Below are 17,191 nucleotides of genomic sequence, written 5' to 3'. Positions count from 1 at the left end.
CGAACGGCGCTTACGGCGCAGCGCTCATCGGGTGACGAGGACGTCGACCACGGCGGTCGTCCCCTCGGCCACAGCCTTCAGCGCGCGCTCCAGCGCGGGCGTGAGCGCCTCCGTCGTGTCCACGGTCTCGGTGTGCATGCCGAACGGCTCGGCGAACGCGGCGAGCCGGGGCAGCCGGTGCAGGTCGGTGCCCAGCCACTCGCCGGTGTCGGCGGCCGCCCCTTCGGGGTAGAAGCGGCGGTGGTTGAGGTTCATCGACTTGTACACGCGGTTGTTGAACACCACGATCAGCAACGGCAGTTCGTACGCCTTCGAGGCGTCGTACGACGGGATCACCGGGTTGTAGGTGAAGGCTCCGTCTCCGACGGTGAGGACCACCGGCCTTTCCTTCGCGGCGAGTTTGACGCCGAGGGCGACGGCGATGCCCTGGCCGAGTCCGCCCTGGACGTAGAAGTAGGAGTCGGGGTCGGTGACGCGCAGGTGGCGCCTGACCACCCGGCTGTGAGTGATCGTCTCGTCCACGACGATCGCGTCCTGCCCGTGCAGCAGCCTGCGCAGGGTGGCGGCGACCAGCACCGGGTCGATGCCGTCGGCGCCCTCGGCCCTGGCCTCGGCCGCGGCGATCGCCGACTGCTCGGCGGCGTGCCGCTCCGCCTGCGCCGCCCGGCGCACCTCGACCGCCCGCTCGTCGAGATCCTTCGCCCGCTTGGCCAGCTGGCGCAGCGTGTTGGTGACGTTGCCTTCCAAGTACCTGTCGGCGAACAGCACTTGGTAGACGACGTGCGGGCGCTGCGGGACCTCGTCGATGACGACGACCTGCGCCTTGGCAGGGCGGCGGGACGGCGGGTAGAAGGGGGCCCGGCAGTTGACCAGGAGGATGAGGTCGGCCTCGTCCAGCCACGGCCCGATGTCGCTGCCGGCGTGCAGCGGATGAGTGCGCGGGAAGTTGCCGCACACCGCTGAGTCCGGCTCGACGACCGGGATGTTCCAGGCCTCCGCGAAGGCGACAAGGGCCTCGAAGCCACCCACCTCGCGCCCCGCCGTCTCCGTGACGATCACCGGGTTGACCGCCTCCCGGATCAACTGCGCGACGGGGTCGACCTCTTCGGGCGAGCTGTGGGTGGAGCCCGGCGCGGCGACGGGCTTGGCCTCGCGGCCGTCCCACTCCTCAAGGAGGATCTCCAGCGGGATGTTCAGGTACGCCGGTCCGGCCGGTGCCCGCCAGGCCAGCTCGGCCGCCCGGGTGATCATGGACGGCAGTGTGTGCACACTCGCCGCCTCGGTGGACCACTTGGTGAACGGCTGGGCGATGCCGTGCGGGCCGCCCACGATCGAGAGGTTGCGGTACCACTGGCCGCCCGGGTCGTGCCCGGGAGCGTCGCCGTAGGTCGTCGACTCCGAGGAGGCGACGACCATCGGCACGCCGGCCAGCAGCGCCCCGTGCACGGCCATCGAGCCCTGGAGCAGACCCGGTGCCGCGTGCAGCAGCACGCCCTGCGGACGGCGCCTGATCAGCCCGTAGCCGGTGGCCATGCCGGCGGCCACGGTCTCGTGCGTGAGGTCGAGGTACTCCGGCGCGGGTTCTCCGTCGCGGTGGCGGCGGGCCAGCGCCTCCCACACCGGGGCCCACTCGGACCCCGAGGAGCAGAAGAGGTAGTCGGCGCCGGCGGCGTTGAAGGCGGCGACGAGGGCGTCACCGCCGTCGGTTCCTGGAGTGTTGGTCATCGCCGGTGTTCCCTCAGCCCTCGATCGGCCAGTTCAGGACCTCGGAGATACCGCGGCCCAGGATCCATTCAAGCTCCTCGGGCGTGAAGTCCCAGTGCTTGGTGAACTGCTCGATCGTGTCGGTGTAGGTGATGCCGTGGCCGAGCAGCCGGGTGATGTCGGTGCCGTAGAAGCAGCGCTGCGGGCCCATCCTGTCGACCATCTCGCGCACGTACTTCTGGATGTTGTTGTTCGGGAAGGGCTGGGTGGAGTAGCCCGGCAGCGCCGACACCTTGACGTAGATGTTCGGGTGGACGTGCAGGTCGGCGGTCTCCTGGACCCAGTAGCCGATCGCGTCGTCGACGCAGCGGGCCATGATGCCCATATGGTCGATGATGATCTTCAGCTCGGGGTGCTTGGCGGCGATCTCGCCCAGCTCCCGCTTCCAGATCGGCGCGTGCACCATGGTCGGGATGCGCAGTTCCTCGGCGACCGGCCAGTACCAGTCGTTGGTGCCGTCGATCATCCAGTTGCGGTCCTGCGGCCGGTGGAAGGTCAGCCGGGTGCCCTTGACGTGCGGGTTCTGGGCGAAGTCCTTGAGCATCGCCTTGCCCTCTTCGGGCTTGTTCTGCGGGATGCGGGCCATGATGCCGAACCGGTCCGGGTGTGCCTCGCAGGCCTCCAGGGCGTAGTCGATGCGGTCGCCCTCCCAGGACGGCGGCAGGATCAGCGCCCGGTTCACCCCGGCCTCGTCCATCAGCTCCAGGGCCTCCTCGTAGGAGAAGGGGTCCTCGCGGTGGCCGTTGAGCCGGATCCGCTCGCGGGCGCCGGGCACCCAGGGACGGTCCGGGGTCTCTTCCTTCCAGATGTGGATCTGCGTGTCGACGACGAACATGGCGCGAACTCTTTCTCTAGGAGGGTGGCTCGGGGTGCTGTGGAAGGAACGCTAGGCGGCCCGTGAGCTCTTGCGGAGATCCCGGAGCGCAAGCTGTTGTTGCGCGGAAGTGTGCTGTTCGCGGCGCATTCTCAGGTGCCGGAACAGGTCGTTCAGGAGTCACCGAAGACGGCCGCGGTGATGTGTTCGGCGATCGCCATGGAGGCCGTGGCGGCCGGCGAGGGGGCGTTGCGTACGGCCGTGATCCGGCCGACCCGATGGATCCGGAAGTCGTCGACGAGCGTGCCGTCGCGGTCCAGGGCCTGGGCGCGCACGCCCGCCCCGCCGCGCACCACGTCCCGGACGCCGACTCCGGGGACGTACAGCCTGGCGTCCTTCATGAAGGCGGCGGCGGAGAAGGAACCGCGGTACTCCTTGACGCCGGTACGCCAGTGCTGGGCGGCCATCTTCCAGGCCCCCGGGTAGGCGGCGAGCCCGAGCAGGTCCCGGGGCGAGACCCGGCTGCGCCGGTAGCCCTCCCTGGCGAGGGCGAGGACGGCGTTGGGGCCGACCTCGACGGAACCGTCGACACGCGGGGTGAAGTGCACGCCGAGGAAGGGGTAACGGGGGTCGGGCACCGGGTAGATGAGGCCGCGCACCAGATCCGTCCGGTCCGGCTTCAGCAGCATGTACTCGCCGCGGAACGGGATGATCCGGGGCTCCTGACTGTCCTGCGCCAGCCGGGCGACGGAGTCGGACTGGAGGCCGGCGCAGAGGATCAGCCGGTCCACGCGGACGCGGTCCTGCCCGGAGGCCACCTCGATGCCGCCGGGCACGGTGGTGATCGAGGTGACCGGGAAGCCCAGCCGTACCTCGCCGCCGGAGTCGGTGATGTCCTCGGCGAAGGCCCGGGCGACGGCCGGGTAGTCGGTGATCGCGGTGCGCGGCGAGTGCAGGGCCGCGATACCGCCGGCGTGCGGCTCCAGCTCCTTGATCTCCTCGCGGGAGATCTTCCGCAGCTCCGGCACGTGGTTGTTCCTGGCCCGCTGGTACAGGTTCTCCATCCGGCCCAGCTCGTCCTCGCGGACGGCCACCACCAGCTTGCCGATCTCCTGGTACGGCAGTCGCCGGTCCTGGCAGTACGCGCGCAGCAGCGCCACGCCCCGCACGCACAGGTCGGCCTTGAGGCTGCCCGGTGTGTAGTAGATGCCCGCGTGCACCACACCGGAGTTGTGGCCGGTCTGGTGCCGGGAGACCTCCTGTTCCTTCTCGAACACCACGACCCGGGTACCGGGGCGGCTCAGGGCGATCTCACGGGCCGTGGCGAGGCCCACGATTCCGGCGCCGACCACGCCGATCGTCTCGTCAGCCATCGGCGTCCTCCTCTCTCTCGTACGGTGGTCACGTCTCTCCTACGGTGCTCACGCGCCGAAGTGGACGGCCACCGTCTTGACGCGGGTGGAGAACCTCAGGACTTCCTCCCCCTGCTCCTTGTAGCCCGTGCCGGAGTCGTGGAATCCGCCGAACGGCAGGTGAACGTCCCAGCCGGTGGTCGTCGTGTTGACGGCGACCTGCCCGCACTCGGCCTCGTCGGCGAAGCGGTACGCCGAGGCGAGGTCGCGGGTGAACACGGCGGCGGCGAGGCCGAAGGCGGAGTCGTTGACCGCGTCGACGGCCGCGTCGAAGTCCTCGACCACACGGACGGCGAGGACCGGCCCGAAGACCTCCTCGCGCCAGACGGCCATCTCGGGGGTGACACCGGCGAGGACGGTGGGCTGCACGTAGCAGCCGTGGGGCCGCTCGGTGTCCGCCCGGCCGCCGGTGAGGACGGTCGCGCCCTGTTCGACCGCCCGGCTCAGGTCGGCGAGGACACTGTCACGCTGCTTCGGGCTCGACAGCGGGCACAGGGTGGTCGCCGGGTCGCTGCCGGGGCCGACCGTCAGCGTCGCCACCTCCGCGACCAGCAGCGCGACGAACTCGTCGTACACCGGCCGCTCGACGACCACCCGGCTGGTGGCGGTGCAGCGCTGCCCGGCCTGGCCGAAGGAGGCGGCCACAACAGCCTTGGCGGCGTTGGGAAGATCGGCGTCGCGCAGCACCACCGAGGCGTTCTTGCCGCCGAGTTCGCCCTGGAAGCGGACGTTGCGGTCGGCCAGGCGGCGCCGGATGCGGTTGCCGACGGCGTTGGAACCGGTGAAGGTGATGCCGGCGATCCGGGGGTCGTCGAGGAGCGCCTCCTCGATCTCGGCGGTCCGGCCCGTGACGACGTTGAGCACCCCGGCGGGCAGGCCCGCGTCGTGCAGGGCGCGGGCGAAGTGCAGGCCCGCCAACGGTGTCTCGGTGGCCGGCTTGAACACGGCCGCGTTGCCGGCGGCGAGCAGCGGGGCGAGCTTGCGGGCCGGGGTGATCAGCGGGTCGTTCCAGGGACTGATCACCAGGATCACGCCGATCGGCTCGCGCTGGGTGTGCGTACGGTGGTGCGGGCGTACGTCGTGCAGCAGGGTGCCGTAGCCCTGGCGGGCCAGCCCGGCGTAGTACTCCAGGAAATCGGCGGCCTTCAGGGTCTCACCGGTCGCCTCGGCCAGGGTCTTGCCGTTCTCGGCGGTGACGTCGGCGGCGATCTCCTCGACCCGCTCCCGGATCAGCCGGGCCGCCCCGGTGAGGACGCGGGCCCGTTCGAAGGGGCTGGTGCGCTTCCACGCGGCGAAGCCGCGCTCGGCGTGGTCGTACGCGCGGGTGACGTCCTTGGCGGACAGGGCCGGGACCCGGGCGAGCGGGGTACGGACGTCGGCGGGGTCGTGGACGTCGATCCATTCGCCGGTCCTCGTCCACTCTCCGCCAAAGAGGGTATCCAGGGTGCGCATGGAGATCACTTCCTTCGTCGTCCGCGGCGCCGCCCGTGCGGGCCGGATGCGACAACACACCATGTGGGAGAGGGTCCACCAGCCCCGTGGGGGCAGGCATTGATTGCGCCGTGCGCGGGCCGTCGGGCGCATGATCCATGCTGGAATCGGGCGGGCCGGACACGTCCTGAGGAGGAAACGGATGGCATACACAGTCGTCGCCCACTACCGCTGCGCGCCCGCCGACGAGGCCGCGGTGCGCGCCGCGCTGCTGAAGGCGCGGGAGGCCACGCGGACCGAGCCCGCGAACCTGCTGTACGAGGTGCACGTGGTGGAGGGGGAGCGGGGCGGGTTTCTGTTGTACGAGCGGTATGTCGACCGGGAGGGGTTCGAGGCGCACAAGGCGGCCGAGCACTTCAAGGAGGTTGTCGTGGGGGTGGTGTGGCCGTTGCTCACCGAGCGCACGGTGACTTTTGCCGAGGTGATTTAGCGGCGTCTGCCGGGCTGATGTGGGTGGAGAAGGCGCGGGTGGTCTGTGGCTGCTCGCGCCGTTCCCCGCGCCCCTGCGGGGCGCTGTCGATGAGAGCGTCCCTGGAAGGGGCGAGGGGAACTGCGCGACCGGCCACGACGGTGCCGCACATGGCAGACGGCAGACGGCGGACGGCGGACGGCAGACGGCAGACGGCAGACGGCAGACGGCAGACGGCAGACGGCAGACGGCAGACGGCAGACGGCAGACGGCAGATCGTGGCACTTCCAGCGGAGCGGAGCGCTTAGAACTCGTTGCCCCAGCAGTACCGGGCGATGGTCTCGACCAGCACCAGTTTGCGGCGCTGGTCCTCTGCGGTCAGCAGTGGCCTCGACGCCACGTTCGCGAAGCCGCGCGACGGCGAAACCGCCCCGTCCTCCAGGTCCTTGACCTCGCCGACCGCGTCGATACGGGACATCACGGTGTCGACGTCCTCCAGCTCCGGTACGGTCGCGTCGACCACGCCCAGGCAGAAGTCGCGGTCGTCCGGCAGCGCCTTCACCAGTTCGAGCTCGGCCGGCGTGCCCTGGTCGAACGGGAGGATCCAGCGGTCGGCGCCGATTTCGGCGTACAGCCGCTCGGCGCGGGCCCGGTCCACCTCGGCCGGGGCCGCCCAGCCGGGCGCCACACCGATCCGTACGCCCTCGGGGCGCTCTTCCAGTCGTACCGCGAGCGCGTCGACGGCGAGCGCGTCCTCGAAGGAGAGGGCGCCGGGGTCGCCCGGATCGGTGCTCAACTGGTCGAGGAGGAGCGGGTTGTCGAGCTGGATCAGGCGGACGCCCCGCGCCACCAGCAGCCCGATCTCCGCCCGGACGATCTCCGCGAAGGCCTCGCCCAGGTCACGCGCCGAGGAGACACCGTGCCCCGGCTGGTAGGTGGTGGCCGCGAGATACGCCGGGGAGGGCAGCGCGGCCTTGGGGGCGATCACCGTCAGTTCGGCGAGCCGGGCGGCCGAGTCGGCGAGTAGCGGGCCGTCGGCCTTGGGCAGCGACTCGGCGACCCAGCGCACGAGCCCGTCCGGGCCCGCCTCGTCGCTGCGGCGCAGGCCCGACACGCCGTCGAGGACCGCGCTGCGGAAGTCCTCGCGGGGGAAGTCGCCGTCGGTGACGACGGTGGAGCGCAGCCCGCGCTGGTAGGCGACCGCGTCCCGGACCGCCGCGGCCACGGCCTCCGGGTCGGCGGTCGACAGGCCCGCGGGCCGGACCAGGCTGCCGTGGTGGTCGATGCGGTAGTTGAACGTGTCCGCCATGGTGTCAGTCCTTTCCGCCGGTGACGCCCCACGCGGCGAACTCCAGCTCGTAGCCGAGGTCTTCGAGGACCTCCTCGGCGATCCGCTGGTCCTCCTCCGCGGTGCCGCCGGCGATGCCGAGCCCGCCGATGATCTCGCCGTCCTTCTTGACGGTGACGCTGCCTTCGGCTGCCATGATCGGCAGCGCGGCGCCGGGGAGCTGGGAGAGCTGGGCGAAGAAGACGGGCTGGCTCTCCTGCCACTTCTTCAGCATGGGGCCGGGGCGCTGCATGACGGCCGCCGTGTAGGCCTTGGCGCGGGCGATGTCGGGGGTGAGCGGGCGGGCGCCGTCGGGGCGGCGGATGGCGATCGGGAAGCCGCCGGCGTCGACGACGGCGACGCTCACCGCCTTGCCGATCTCCCGGGCGCGCCGGTGGGCGGCGTCGATGATCTCCTCGGCGGCGGCCAGGGTGAGGCTGCTCATGCTGCTTCCTTCGGTGCGGTGAGGGTACGGCGGAGCCGGGCGACGGCCGCGTTGTACGGCTGCGGCGTCTCCCAGTACATGGAGTGCGGGGCGTCCGGGACGATCTCCAGGTGCGAGCCGGGCAGCAGCTCATGGGCGCGGGTGACGGTCTTGACGCTGAGGACGGCGTCCTTCTCGCCCGCGAGGAAGGCGACCTCGACGCCGGAGGCCCGGATCTCCTCAAGGGACGGGCCGTCGGTGTCGAGGTTGCGCAGGTCCTGCATCCTGGCGACGTTGAACGTGCCCATCTGCTGGAACAGGAAGGTGAGATCGGCCCGCTCGCGCTGGAACGTCTTGGTGAGCAGCCGGTCGATCACCGGCAGCTTCACGGCCTCGGCCCGGTCGGCGGCGGCCAGTTCCCTCAGCTCGGCGTGGCTGATGCCGCCGAGGGAGTGGCCGAGGACGACCGAGGAGACCCGGTCGGGGCGCAGCAGACCGGCGCGCAGCGCGGCGACGGACCCGATGGACTGGCCGACCAGCATGGCGTCGGTGATGTCCTCCTGGTCGAGGACGGCGACCACGTCTGCGGGGAAGTCCTGGCCGTCGAACTCCCCCATGGCGGAATCGGACTTGCCGAAGCCGCGCAGGTCCACGGTGACGACCGTGAACTCCTCGCGCAGCGCGGCCACTTGCTGCCACCAGGCGGCGTGGTGACCGCCGCTGCCGTGCACGAACAGGATCGCCGGGCCGCTGCCGTGGCGCTCGTAGTAGATGGCGGTGCCGTCGGAGTCGGCGAAGGGCATGGGGTGAACTCCCGTACTGGCGCGTCTAGTTGGGGCGGCGGCCGTGGTGGACCAGTTCGATCATGGTGTGGTCGGGGTCGTGGATGTAGCAGAACTTGGACTGGTTCTCGGGGCGTTCGATCGGCCGGGTGTGCCGGATGCCCAGTTCCTCGAGGTGAGCGAGGAAGTCGTCCCAGTCGTCGACCTCGACGGCGAAGTGGTAGGGCGCCATGCGCTCCATCTCTTCGACGGGCGTGAAGTGCAGGTCGAAGTTGCCGCGGGTCATCAGCACCACGCGGGTGTTGGACTTGGGCATGATGCGCTTCATCCCGAAGACCTTGGTGTACCAGGCGGCGGTCCGGTCGGGGTCGGTGGTGGGGAAGTTGACGTGGTGGATGTAACGGGGTTCCGCACTCATGAGTGGTTCCCTTCCAGGTGTACGGGGTTGGACAGCACGCCGATGCCGCTGATCTCGATGTCCACGGTGTCGCCGGGCTCGATCTGGCAGGTGGACTCGGCGCCCATCCACAGCACGTCACCGGGGTGGAGGGTGATGTGCTTGGTGATCTCGACGATGTGGTCGAAGGGATCGAAGACCATGTCTCCGGTCGGGAACGCGGCGCGGACCTCGCCGTTGACGCGCAGTGTGGTGGTCTGGGCGAGGGCGTCTACGTCGGTCTCGATCCAGGGGCCCATCGGCTTGAACGTGTCGCTGTTCTTGCTGCGCCAGAAGGTGCGGTCCTGGTGCTGCCAGGTGCGGGCGCTGACGTCGTTGCCGATGCTCCAGCCGAAGACCGACTTGCGGGCGTCGTCGTAGGTCGCGTACCGGACCGTACGGCCGATGACGGCGACCAGTTCCGGCTCGGCCTCGAACCGTCCGGTCACCTGGGCCGGCTTGACGATCGGCGAACGGTGGCCGGTGAGGGCGTTGTTGGCCCGGTAGCCGACCTCGGGGCGCTCGGGTGTCGAGGCGCCGGCGTGCTCGATGTGCCGTGGGTAGTTGTAGCCGACGGCGTAGAACACGCCGGGTACGACGGGCGGCAGCCAGCCGGCCTCGGCGACCGGAACGGTGCCGAGGACGTCGGGGTCGGCCGCCAGCGGCGAGCCGGAGAGGAGTTCGACGTCGGTCTCCCCCACCCGGCCCCACACCGCCCGGCCGTCGACGGACACGCGTGCGTACCTCATGGCGTCAGCAGGTGGGAGACGCGCTTGGTGATCAGGTAGGCGTCCAGCGCCTCCGGCCCGCCCTCCCGGCCGTACCCGCTGTCCTTGACCCCGCCGGAGGGTGCCTCGTGCACCGAGCCGCCGCAGTGGTTGATCGAGAGGATGCCGGCCTCGAACCCGTCCGACAGCTTCTCGGCGGTCGCGGCCGACCTGGTGAAGCCGTAGGCGGCCAGGCCGTAGGGCAGGGCGTTGGCGACGGCCAGGGCGTCGTCCAGGTCGCCGAAGGGCACGATCGGCGCGACGGGCCCGAACGGCTCCTCGGACATCAGGTCGGCGTCCGGCGGTACGTCGGTGAGCACGGTCGGCGCGAAGAAGTACCCGGGGCGGTCCAGGCGTTCGCCGCCGGTGAGTACCTTCGCCCCCTTGTGCACGGCGTCCGCGGTCAGCCGCTCGATCGACCGCAGCCGGCGCTCGTTGGCGAGCGGGCCCATGGTGGTGCCCTGGGCCAGGCCGTCGCCGACGACGACCGACTCGGCGGCCTTCACGAACTCGGCGGTGAAGTCCTCCACCAGGGACTCGTGGACGAGGAAGCGGCTGGGCGAGGTGCACACCTGGCCCGCGTTGAAGAACTTGGCCTGGGCGGCGCGGCGGGCGGCCTGACCGGGGTCGGCGTCGGCGCAGACGATCACCGGGGCGTGGCCGCCGAGTTCCATCAGGGTGGGCTTCATGACCTTGCCGGTCTCGGCGGCGAGGAGTTTGCCGACGGGCACCGAACCGGTGAAGGCGATCATCCGGGTGACCGGGGAGGCGATGAGGTGCGCCGAGACCTCGGCGGGCTCGCCGAAGACGAGGCCCAGCACTCCGGCGGGCAGGCCCGCGTCCGCGTAGCACGCCACCAGGGCGGCAGCCGTAGCCGGGGTCTCCTCGGAGGCCTTGATGACGATCGAGCAGCCCGCCGAGAGGGCCGAGGAGATCTTGCGGTTGGGGCCGCCGACCGGGAAGTTCCAGGGGACGAAGGCGGCGACGGGGCCGATCGGTTCGCGGCGGACGGTGAGAACCGTGCCGGGCGCGGACGGGATGATACGGCCGTATGCGCGCCGGGCGTCCTCGGTGTGCCAGCGCAGGGTGTCGGCGGTGCGCCTGGCCTCGCCGGTGGACTCGGCGAGGGTCTTGCCCTGCTCCAGCGTCATCACCCGGCCGATCTCGGCGGCGCGTTCGGCGATGAGGTCGGCGGCCCGGTCGAGGATCGCGGAGCGCCTGGCTACGGAGGTCGCGCGCCACACCCTGAAGCCCTCGGCGGCGGCTTCGAGTGCCCGGTCGAGGTCGGCGGCGGTCGCGAGGGGGACCTCGCCGATCGGCTCCTCGGTGGCGGGGTTGACGACGGGGGCGGTCCGTCCGGTGCCGCCCTGGCACCACTCGCCCGCTATGTACATGCGGACGGCGGGATAGCCGTGGTCGGTGGTCATGAAGGGGTGCCCTCTCAGGGTCAGGACGCGGTGGGGGCTTCCTGGTCGCGGTTGGTGCGCAGGGCCCAGATGTGGTGCGGCGGGGTCGTCTCGTGGACCCGGGTGCCGTAGGTCCCGTCGGCCCGGTCCATGTCGGCGGCGTACTCGACGCGGCCGCCGCAGGGGGCGTGCAGGAAACGGAAGACGTTGGAGCCGATGGTGTGCCGGCCGAGTCTGCGGGCCTCCCGCCAGCCGTGCTCGATCATGTGGTTGCCGCCTTCGATCACGTCGTCGAAGCCGGGCACCTCGTAGGCGATGTGGTTGATCCCCGCCTCGTCGGGCCGGTGGCACAGCAGCATGGTGTGCTGGTCGTCGTCGCCGGGGGCCTGCATGAACACCCCCATGGGTTCGACCACGTCGGTCGGGCGGAAGCCGAGCCGGTCGACGTAGAAGCCGACGGCCTGCTCACGGCCCTGCTTCGGGATGTTCAGGGCGACATGGCACATGCGCAGCGGGCGGACCCGGGTGATCGGCTCCAGGGCGGTGTTCCAGCGGTTGACGGTGCCGAGCGTGTTGGCAGCGCGCGGCGTGACCGGGGCCGGCTTGGGGCGGGCCAGGGTCAGGCCGACGCCGAAGCCGGTCTCGTCGACGGTGTGGTGGACCCCGTCGGCGCTCTCCCGGACCTCGCGGTCCCGGCCCGCCGCCGCCACCAGCCGCTCCACTTCCGCGGGCGAGTCGACGCCCCAGACGACCTCGCGCAGGGTGGGTCCGTCCTCGACCGGGGCGGGCAGCAGCGGTCCGGGCAGGGTGTCGAGACGCAGGGTCTGTCCGGTGCGCGTCTCGAACACGGCGTGCTCGTCGGTCCGTTCCACCGGGAACAACCCGAAGTCGTCGAAGAACCGAACGCAGGTGTCGAGTTCGTCGATACCGTACGTGACCGATTCGATTCTCTGGATTCCCATGGATTCCTCGTTTCCAGGTCGCCTCGCGAGCGTAGATATCGGCCGGCGAGGGCCTCAATGGCCTGAGCTCTACGGAATGCGCAAGCGTTTCTTGCGGCCCCGGCTACGACCGGATCGTGGGAATCGGGTTCTGCGAGAACCACTCGGCGAGGAAGTCCAGGAACACACTGATCTTGCGCGGGGTGTCCTGCCCGGGACCGTAGATCGCGTACAGCGGGCGGTCGGGTACGGCGAGGTCGGGCAGCAGCACCTGGAGGGCGCCGGAGACCAGGTCGTCGTAGGCCGGGCGCTGGGGCAGCAGGGCGATGCCGCGGCCGTGCACCGCCGCCTTCTGCAGGGCGATGTAGGAGTTGGACGAGAACGCGATGTTGCGGATCTTGTGCAGGGTGCTGGCGTGCCCGTGGCCGATCCGCCAGACCGGGTCGTTGAGGTGCACCAGGCAGTCGTGGGCGGCGAGGTCGTTCGGGTGGGCGAGCGTGCCGCACCGCTCGACGTACTCCTCGGCGGCGCACAGCACGAACGGCAGCGAGGCGATCTTCTTCAGCCGGACGCTGGAGTCCCGCAGGTCCCGGGTGTGGAAGGCGACGTCGAATCCGCTGTCCAGGAAATCGTAGGTGCGGTCGGACATCCCGCCGAGTTCGAACCGCACCTGGATCTTCGGATGGGCGGCCGAGAACGCGGCGATGGCGTCCCCGAGGTCGAGGCTGCCTATCCACTTGGGACAGATGACGCTGAGGGTGCCCTCGGGCCGGTCGTGGAGCTGGGCGATGCCGGCGTCCTCGGCCTCGATCTCGTCGAGAATGCGCGCGGCGAACTCGGCGTACCGCTGGCCCGGCTCGGTCAGGCTCACGGAGCGGGCGGTGCGGTTGACCAGACGAACGCCGATCTGCCGCTCCAGTTCCGCCACATGCCGGGAGACCAGGGAGCCGGAGGAGCCGAGTTTCTTGGCTGCTCCGCTGAAACTGCCGACCTGGGCGACGGTGACGAAGCTGTGCATCAGGAGCAGGCGATCCATTTTTTTCCTCCGAACGCGCGTGCGGCTCGCGCCGGTCACCCACACAAATCGATTGTCGGCAATCCTGTCAACGGCTCTTCGCTTAAAAGATCGGCCGCGTTTCTCATGGTCAGACCCTGGATCAGGCCCCGTCCGGGGTGATCCGGCGGTAGCCCCGGACATCCGGGAACGGCGGCTCCCTGTCGGCCTGGAGATCCACCTGGAAGGTGTTGAGGCACATGCCGAGCATGGTGAAGTTGCCGAGCGCGCCGATCGTGTCGACCAGTCCCTTGGGGCCGAAGTGGGCCAGCGCGCGGGCGAAGGTCTCGTCGGTGACGAAATGCTCCTCCAGGACCTCCCGGCAGAACTGGTAGAAGGCCTGGTCGGCCTCGTCGTCGAAGTCCGCCGGGCGCTTCTCCGCGATGGCCTTGACGGCGGGCTCCGGGATGCCGGCCTCGATGGCCTGGTGGACATGGGCGTTCCAGGAGTACTGGGCGTCCCAATTGCGGGCGGCCATCAGCAGGGTCAGTTCGCGCAGGTGTTTGGGCAGGCTGCAGTCGAACCGGGCGAAGGCGCCCAGCGATTCGGCGCGTTCGCACATCTCGGGGCTGTGCAGCCAGACCCGGAACGGGCCGCGGACGGCGCCGCGGCGGCCCGCGATCCGGGCGGCCAGCTCCTGCTGACGCGGGTCCATGTCTTCTTCACTGAGTACGGGGAGCCTCATGGGGGCCGGTACCTGCTTTCTCTCTCCGGCGGCCGTGGGATGCCAGGTGACGCTACAGCCGGATCCGGGCCGCTCACCCCTCCCGGAGCGCAAGGTAAAACTGCACGCCAGGGGGCACCCGTTCGTGCGGACGCGGCCTAACGTCGGTCGGCGTAGCGCATCGCAGTGGAGAGGAATCCCCGGATGACCACGATCATCAAGGCCGCGTCCGTGCCCCTGCTCGACCGGGGCGGCGCGGTCGTGTCGACACCGCTGATCACCACGCCGTCGGCGGGCGGGGAGAACCTGATCACGAGTGGGATGAGTGTCTATCCGGTGGGGTGCGGGGCGCCGTTGCACTCGCACAACTGCGACGAGCACGTGACCGTCCTGGAGGGCGAGGCGGAAGTCTGGGTGGACGGTGAGGTGACCCGGCTGGAGCGGTTCGACACCACCTACGTCCCGTCCCCCGTCCCGCACCTGTTCCGCAACGTCGGCGACACCCCGCTGCGGATCCTGTGGGTGTATTCGTCGGGGTATGTCACCCGGACCTTCACGGAGACGGGAAAGACGGTCGAGCATCTCTGCGCCGACGACCAGATGGGCTGAGCCTCGTCCCCGGGGACGTCCCAGGCGTCCCGGGGCACGCGGGGACGACATGACAGCCCTCGGCCATGGCAATCCTCCGAATCGTGATCACGCTTCGTGGTCACGAGCTCGACAGCACGGAGGTTTCCATGTCCCGTCGGATCCTGAAGAGCGGCCTGCTGGCCACGGTCGCGGTGTTCGCGTTCCTGCCCACGGCCGGGGCCACCACCGCGAGCGCCGCCACTCCGATCCCCGCACCGCAGGGAATCGTCCAGTACTACGACTACACCACCCTGCCCGCCCCGGCGGTCGGCCGCCACCACCGGCACTACAGCTACCGCACCGTCGGCCGGGTGACCACGCGCCACGTCCGGCTCAACGTCCGCTCCGGCCCGAGCACCCGCTACCGCGTGGTCGGCCACCGTCACAGCAACCGGCTGGTCCCGGTGGCCTGCAAGACGTACGGCGGTTCGGTGCGCGGCAACCACACCTGGTACCGGCTCCCGCACCGCAAGGGGTACGTCTCCGGCCACTACGTCCGGATCGGCCACGCCGTTCCGTGGTGCTGACGGGTCCGTCCCGCCGCACTCCCTGACCGCCGAAGGCCTGTTCGGGAACCTCGTTCCCGAACAGGCCTTCGACATGCACCCCCTGATTCACCGTCTTCACACCCGTTCGCCGATTGCGGCCCCGGTACCCATGGGAAGCCATCCCGACAACAGGGGCGAAAACGCCCATAGCGTAGTGAAGTCGAGGCACGCGACATGCGGCACTCCGAAGGAGCGACCACCACCCCACCCGACGAGTCGCCGGCGGCGAGCCTGCGCGAGCTGAAGGAGCGTACGGGGCTGAGCCTGGCGGCGCTGGCCGCCCGCACCCCGTACAGCAAGTCCGCCTGGCACCGCTATCTCACCGGCGCCAAACGGCCGCCGCGCCCGGCCGTGGAGGCCCTGGCCCGGCTCGCGGGCGTCGATCCGGCGGCCGTACTGGCGCTGTGCGAGGCCGCCGAGGAGCAGCCGGCCACGGCTCCGGCACCGGAGCGGGCGCGGCGGCGGTGGCGGCTGCCGCTGACCGCGCTGGCGCTGCTCGCCGTGGCCGGGGTGACCGCGGCCGCCGTGACGGTGTCCGACCGGCGCGCCGCCCAGGGTACGCAGCCGGTGTCGGGGGCGCCGCGCTGCCACGGGCGGTCCTGCCAGGGCGAGTTGCCGGACGCCTCGGCGTGCGCCCGGGACGCCCAGACCAAGAGCAGGGTCACCGGCGCCGCGTACGACGTCCGGCTGCGCTACTCCCCCACCTGCGGCACAGCCTGGTCCGAGGTGCGGCTGCACGCCCCGCACGCCCGGGAGGTCTCGGTCCGGACCGGGCAGAACGTGCTCTCCGCGAGCTATCCCGCCGAGGACTCCGTCGGCTACACCAGCCCGATGATCGCGGTGCCGACACCCCGGGGGGTGGAGGCGTGTGCGGAGGTCGCGGGGAAGCTGGCGTGCACCGGGCTGGAGGCCGAACCCGACGGCCTGGAGGAGTGAAGAACGGCGCCGCGCCCGTGGAAGGAGCGCGGCGCCGGACCGGTCGGAGACACCGGTCAGTGGGCGGCGACCAGTTCCTCCTGGTCGTTGCTGCGCTGCGGCTGCCGGGCCGAGCGCAGAGCGGCGATGCCGATGAACACCATCGAGGAGACACCGGCCAGCGCGAAGGCGGTGAAGCCCCAGTCGCCGTTGCCCGCCGCGAGCAGCTGGCCGCCGAGCCAGGGGCCGAAGACGGCGCCGAAGCGGCCCATGCCCGAGGTCCAGCCGACGGCGGTGGCCCGGTTGTCCGGGGTGGAGCGGATGGACACGGTCGCGTAGATCATCGTCTGGGCGCTGTTGAGGAAGACGCCGGTGAGGAAGACGACCACCATGGTCACGCCGGTGGCCATGTGGATGCTGAGCAGGTAGACGCCGACGGCGGTCAGGGCGAACCAGACGGCGGAGATGCGCGGGGCGCCGAACCGGTCGGCGGCGCGGCCGGCGACCAACATGCCCACGATGCCGCCGAGGTTGAAGACGACGACGAAGGTCAGGGCGCTGCCGAGCTCGTAGCCCTCGCCGCGCATCAGGGTGGGCAGCCAGGTGGCGACGCCGTAGACCAGCAGCAGACCGCCGAAGGAGGCCAGCCAGTACAGCAGGGTCTGGATCCACTCGCCGCCGCGGAACAGGCCGAGCAGCGCGTCCCAGCGGTCGGCGGCGGTCTTCTTGCCGGTGGCGGCGGGCAGTTCGGTCTCGTAGCGGTCGGCCAGCGTGCGGGCCTCCTCGGTACGGCCCTTGGCGACCAGGAAGCTCAGCGACTCCGGCAGGAACTTCAGCAGCACGGGCACGAAGAGCAGCGGGAGCACGCAGACCCAGAAGGCGGCGCGCCAGCCGACCGGTTCGACCAGCCACTTGGCGACGTAGGCGGAGAGGATGCCGCCCGCGTGGTGGGCGGTCATCAGCATGCCGATGGTGATCGCCACCCGGCCGCCCCTGGCGTAGTCCGAGACCATGCTGATCGCGGTCGGCAGCAGACCGCCGAGGCCCACGCCGGCCAGGGTGCGGCCGAGTCCGAAGACGGCGACGCTGCCCGACATCGCACAGATGCCGGAGGCGAGCGAGAACAGCGTGACGCAGCCGATCATCAGCTGCTTGCGGCCGATCCGGTCCGCGATCGTGCCCGCGGTCAGGGCGCCCACCAGCATGCCGAAGGTGGCGTAGGAGCCGAGGTCGCCGGCCTGGTCCGCGGTGAGGCCGAAGGTCTTGGTCTCCAGCAGGTGGGGCAGCACCGAGCCGTAGATGAACATGTCGAGGCCGTCGAAGAGCACGGCCAGCCAGCACAGACCGACGACCAAGAGGGCCAGTTTGCCGCCGCGGGCGGACAGGGCGGGGGAGGAGGACATCTTT

General features: G+C 70.8%; 18 protein-coding genes. 4 read left to right on the top strand and 14 right to left on the bottom strand.

The features are described from left to right. Positions 1 to 24 precede the first annotated feature (24 nt). The 4 genes from AB0D59_RS44995 to AB0D59_RS44980 form a co-directional block, all read right to left on the bottom strand. Positions 25 to 1,725, bottom strand: coding sequence for a thiamine pyrophosphate-dependent enzyme (locus AB0D59_RS44995; protein WP_362577401.1), 1,701 nt, complete (start codon positions 1,723 to 1,725; stop codon positions 25 to 27). 13 nt (positions 1,726 to 1,738) lie between these two features. Beyond that, on the bottom strand, positions 1,739 to 2,599 hold the full coding sequence (locus AB0D59_RS44990; RefSeq protein WP_351736941.1) for an amidohydrolase family protein: 861 nt from the start codon (positions 2,597 to 2,599) through the stop codon (positions 1,739 to 1,741). Between the two features lie 152 nt (positions 2,600 to 2,751). Next, positions 2,752 to 3,951 carry an L-2-hydroxyglutarate oxidase gene (lhgO, locus tag AB0D59_RS44985; protein ID WP_362577399.1) on the bottom strand — a complete coding sequence of 400 codons (1,200 nt, stop codon included), beginning with the start codon at positions 3,949 to 3,951 and terminating at the stop codon, positions 2,752 to 2,754. 48 nt (positions 3,952 to 3,999) lie between these two features. Then, complete coding sequence (locus AB0D59_RS44980) at positions 4,000 to 5,442, bottom strand: aldehyde dehydrogenase family protein (RefSeq protein WP_362577397.1); 1,443 nt, start codon at positions 5,440 to 5,442, stop codon at positions 4,000 to 4,002. A 181-nt stretch (positions 5,443 to 5,623) separates the two neighbouring features. Between AB0D59_RS44980 and AB0D59_RS44975 the strand changes: the two genes are divergently transcribed. Further along, positions 5,624 to 5,911: a putative quinol monooxygenase gene (locus AB0D59_RS44975; RefSeq protein WP_362577395.1), complete on the top strand. Its 288-nt coding sequence runs from the start codon at positions 5,624 to 5,626 to the stop codon at positions 5,909 to 5,911. Between the two features lie 283 nt (positions 5,912 to 6,194). Here AB0D59_RS44975 and AB0D59_RS44970 read toward each other — a convergent pair whose 3' ends face one another. The 9 genes from AB0D59_RS44970 to AB0D59_RS44930 all read right to left on the bottom strand — a co-directional run bounded on the left by AB0D59_RS44970 (position 6,195) and on the right by AB0D59_RS44930 (position 13,682). Then, a complete protein-coding gene (locus AB0D59_RS44970; RefSeq protein WP_362577393.1) occupies positions 6,195 to 7,199 on the bottom strand; it encodes a methionine synthase II (cobalamin-independent)-like protein in 1,005 nt (334 codons plus the stop codon). Positions 7,200 to 7,203: 4 nt separating this feature from the next. Then, the gene (locus AB0D59_RS44965) at positions 7,204 to 7,662 is read right to left on the bottom strand and encodes a heme-binding protein (RefSeq protein ID WP_362577391.1); all 459 of its coding nucleotides are present in this window, start codon (positions 7,660 to 7,662) and stop codon (positions 7,204 to 7,206) included. Further along, entirely contained in the window at positions 7,659 to 8,444 is a 786-nt protein-coding gene (locus AB0D59_RS44960; RefSeq protein ID WP_362577389.1) for an alpha/beta hydrolase, read from the bottom strand. Before AB0D59_RS44960 ends, AB0D59_RS44965 begins: the two co-directional genes overlap by 4 nt. A 25-nt stretch (positions 8,445 to 8,469) precedes the next feature. After that, a complete protein-coding gene (locus AB0D59_RS44955; RefSeq protein ID WP_362577387.1) occupies positions 8,470 to 8,841 on the bottom strand; it encodes a VOC family protein in 372 nt (123 codons plus the stop codon). Further along, entirely contained in the window at positions 8,838 to 9,608 is a 771-nt protein-coding gene (locus AB0D59_RS44950; RefSeq protein WP_362577385.1) for a fumarylacetoacetate hydrolase family protein, read from the bottom strand. The genes AB0D59_RS44955 and AB0D59_RS44950 overlap by 4 nt, the downstream gene beginning before the upstream one ends. Continuing rightward, positions 9,605 to 11,053, bottom strand: coding sequence for an NAD-dependent succinate-semialdehyde dehydrogenase (locus AB0D59_RS44945; RefSeq protein ID WP_362577384.1), 1,449 nt, complete (start codon positions 11,051 to 11,053; stop codon positions 9,605 to 9,607). Before AB0D59_RS44945 ends, AB0D59_RS44950 begins: the two co-directional genes overlap by 4 nt. Positions 11,054 to 11,073: 20 nt before the next feature. Beyond that, the gene (locus tag AB0D59_RS44940; RefSeq protein ID WP_362577382.1) at positions 11,074 to 11,994 is read right to left on the bottom strand and encodes a VOC family protein; all 921 of its coding nucleotides are present in this window, start codon (positions 11,992 to 11,994) and stop codon (positions 11,074 to 11,076) included. 103 nt (positions 11,995 to 12,097) lie between these two features. Continuing rightward, complete coding sequence (locus AB0D59_RS44935) at positions 12,098 to 13,009, bottom strand: LysR family transcriptional regulator (protein ID WP_362577381.1); 912 nt, start codon at positions 13,007 to 13,009, stop codon at positions 12,098 to 12,100. 121 nt (positions 13,010 to 13,130) lie between these two features. Beyond that, positions 13,131 to 13,682 (bottom strand): carboxymuconolactone decarboxylase family protein, encoded by a 552-nt coding sequence (locus AB0D59_RS44930; protein ID WP_362577379.1) that lies wholly within the window; start codon positions 13,680 to 13,682, stop codon positions 13,131 to 13,133. A 213-nt stretch (positions 13,683 to 13,895) separates the two neighbouring features. Here AB0D59_RS44930 and AB0D59_RS44925 point away from each other — a divergent pair, with 213 nt between their 5' ends. The 3 genes from AB0D59_RS44925 to AB0D59_RS44915 all read left to right on the top strand — a co-directional run bounded on the left by AB0D59_RS44925 (position 13,896) and on the right by AB0D59_RS44915 (position 15,805). Then, positions 13,896 to 14,300, top strand: a complete 405-nt coding sequence (locus AB0D59_RS44925; protein WP_362577377.1) for a cupin domain-containing protein — start codon at positions 13,896 to 13,898, stop codon at positions 14,298 to 14,300. Positions 14,301 to 14,428: 128 nt separating this feature from the next. After that, positions 14,429 to 14,848, top strand: coding sequence for an SH3 domain-containing protein (locus AB0D59_RS44920; RefSeq protein WP_362577375.1), 420 nt, complete (start codon positions 14,429 to 14,431; stop codon positions 14,846 to 14,848). A 195-nt stretch (positions 14,849 to 15,043) separates the two neighbouring features. Further along, positions 15,044 to 15,805 carry a DUF2690 domain-containing protein gene (locus AB0D59_RS44915; protein WP_362577373.1) on the top strand — a complete coding sequence of 254 codons (762 nt, stop codon included), beginning with the start codon at positions 15,044 to 15,046 and terminating at the stop codon, positions 15,803 to 15,805. Positions 15,806 to 15,861: 56 nt separating this feature from the next. Here the strand turns inward: AB0D59_RS44915 and AB0D59_RS44910 are convergent, their stop codons facing one another. Then, the gene (locus AB0D59_RS44910; protein WP_362577372.1) at positions 15,862 to 17,187 is read right to left on the bottom strand and encodes an aromatic acid/H+ symport family MFS transporter; all 1,326 of its coding nucleotides are present in this window, start codon (positions 17,185 to 17,187) and stop codon (positions 15,862 to 15,864) included. Positions 17,188 to 17,191: the final 4 nt, after the last annotated feature.

The organism is Streptomyces sp. NPDC048417 (assembly GCF_040651615.1).
In the GTDB taxonomy this organism is placed as follows: Bacteria; Actinomycetota; Actinomycetes; order Streptomycetales; family Streptomycetaceae; genus Streptomyces.
The sequence above is the reverse complement of the archived record's forward strand: the minus strand, read 5'-3'. Positions and strand labels throughout refer to the sequence as shown.

Bases quoted from the DNA above. Each gene is read 5' to 3' on its own strand.
- AB0D59_RS44920 (WP_362577375.1), top strand. From the start codon at position 14,429: ATGTCCCGTCGGATCCTGAAGAGCGGCCTGCTGGCCACGGTCGCGGTG.
- AB0D59_RS44980 (WP_362577397.1), bottom strand. From the start codon at position 5,442: ATGCGCACCCTGGATACCCTCTTTGGCGGAGAGTGGACGAGGACCGGC.
- lhgO (WP_362577399.1), bottom strand. From the start codon at position 3,951: ATGGCTGACGAGACGATCGGCGTGGTCGGCGCCGGAATCGTGGGCCTC.
- AB0D59_RS44930 (WP_362577379.1), bottom strand. From the start codon at position 13,682: ATGGACCCGCGTCAGCAGGAGCTGGCCGCCCGGATCGCGGGCCGCCGC.
- AB0D59_RS44950 (WP_362577385.1), bottom strand. From the start codon at position 9,608: ATGAGGTACGCACGCGTGTCCGTCGACGGCCGGGCGGTGTGGGGCCGG.
- AB0D59_RS44915 (WP_362577373.1), top strand. From the start codon at position 15,044: ATGCGGCACTCCGAAGGAGCGACCACCACCCCACCCGACGAGTCGCCG.
- AB0D59_RS44970 (WP_362577393.1), bottom strand. From the start codon at position 7,199: ATGGCGGACACGTTCAACTACCGCATCGACCACCACGGCAGCCTGGTC.
- AB0D59_RS44910 (WP_362577372.1), bottom strand. From the start codon at position 17,187: ATGTCCTCCTCCCCCGCCCTGTCCGCCCGCGGCGGCAAACTGGCCCTC.
- AB0D59_RS44960 (WP_362577389.1), bottom strand. From the start codon at position 8,444: ATGCCCTTCGCCGACTCCGACGGCACCGCCATCTACTACGAGCGCCAC.
- AB0D59_RS44935 (WP_362577381.1), bottom strand. From the start codon at position 13,009: ATGGATCGCCTGCTCCTGATGCACAGCTTCGTCACCGTCGCCCAGGTC.
- AB0D59_RS44940 (WP_362577382.1), bottom strand. From the start codon at position 11,994: ATGGGAATCCAGAGAATCGAATCGGTCACGTACGGTATCGACGAACTC.
- AB0D59_RS44925 (WP_362577377.1), top strand. From the start codon at position 13,896: ATGACCACGATCATCAAGGCCGCGTCCGTGCCCCTGCTCGACCGGGGC.
- AB0D59_RS44995 (WP_362577401.1), bottom strand. From the start codon at position 1,725: ATGACCAACACTCCAGGAACCGACGGCGGTGACGCCCTCGTCGCCGCC.
- AB0D59_RS44990 (WP_351736941.1), bottom strand. From the start codon at position 2,599: ATGTTCGTCGTCGACACGCAGATCCACATCTGGAAGGAAGAGACCCCG.
- AB0D59_RS44955 (WP_362577387.1), bottom strand. From the start codon at position 8,841: ATGAGTGCGGAACCCCGTTACATCCACCACGTCAACTTCCCCACCACC.
- AB0D59_RS44975 (WP_362577395.1), top strand. From the start codon at position 5,624: ATGGCATACACAGTCGTCGCCCACTACCGCTGCGCGCCCGCCGACGAG.
- AB0D59_RS44965 (WP_362577391.1), bottom strand. From the start codon at position 7,662: ATGAGCAGCCTCACCCTGGCCGCCGCCGAGGAGATCATCGACGCCGCC.
- AB0D59_RS44945 (WP_362577384.1), bottom strand. From the start codon at position 11,053: ATGACCACCGACCACGGCTATCCCGCCGTCCGCATGTACATAGCGGGC.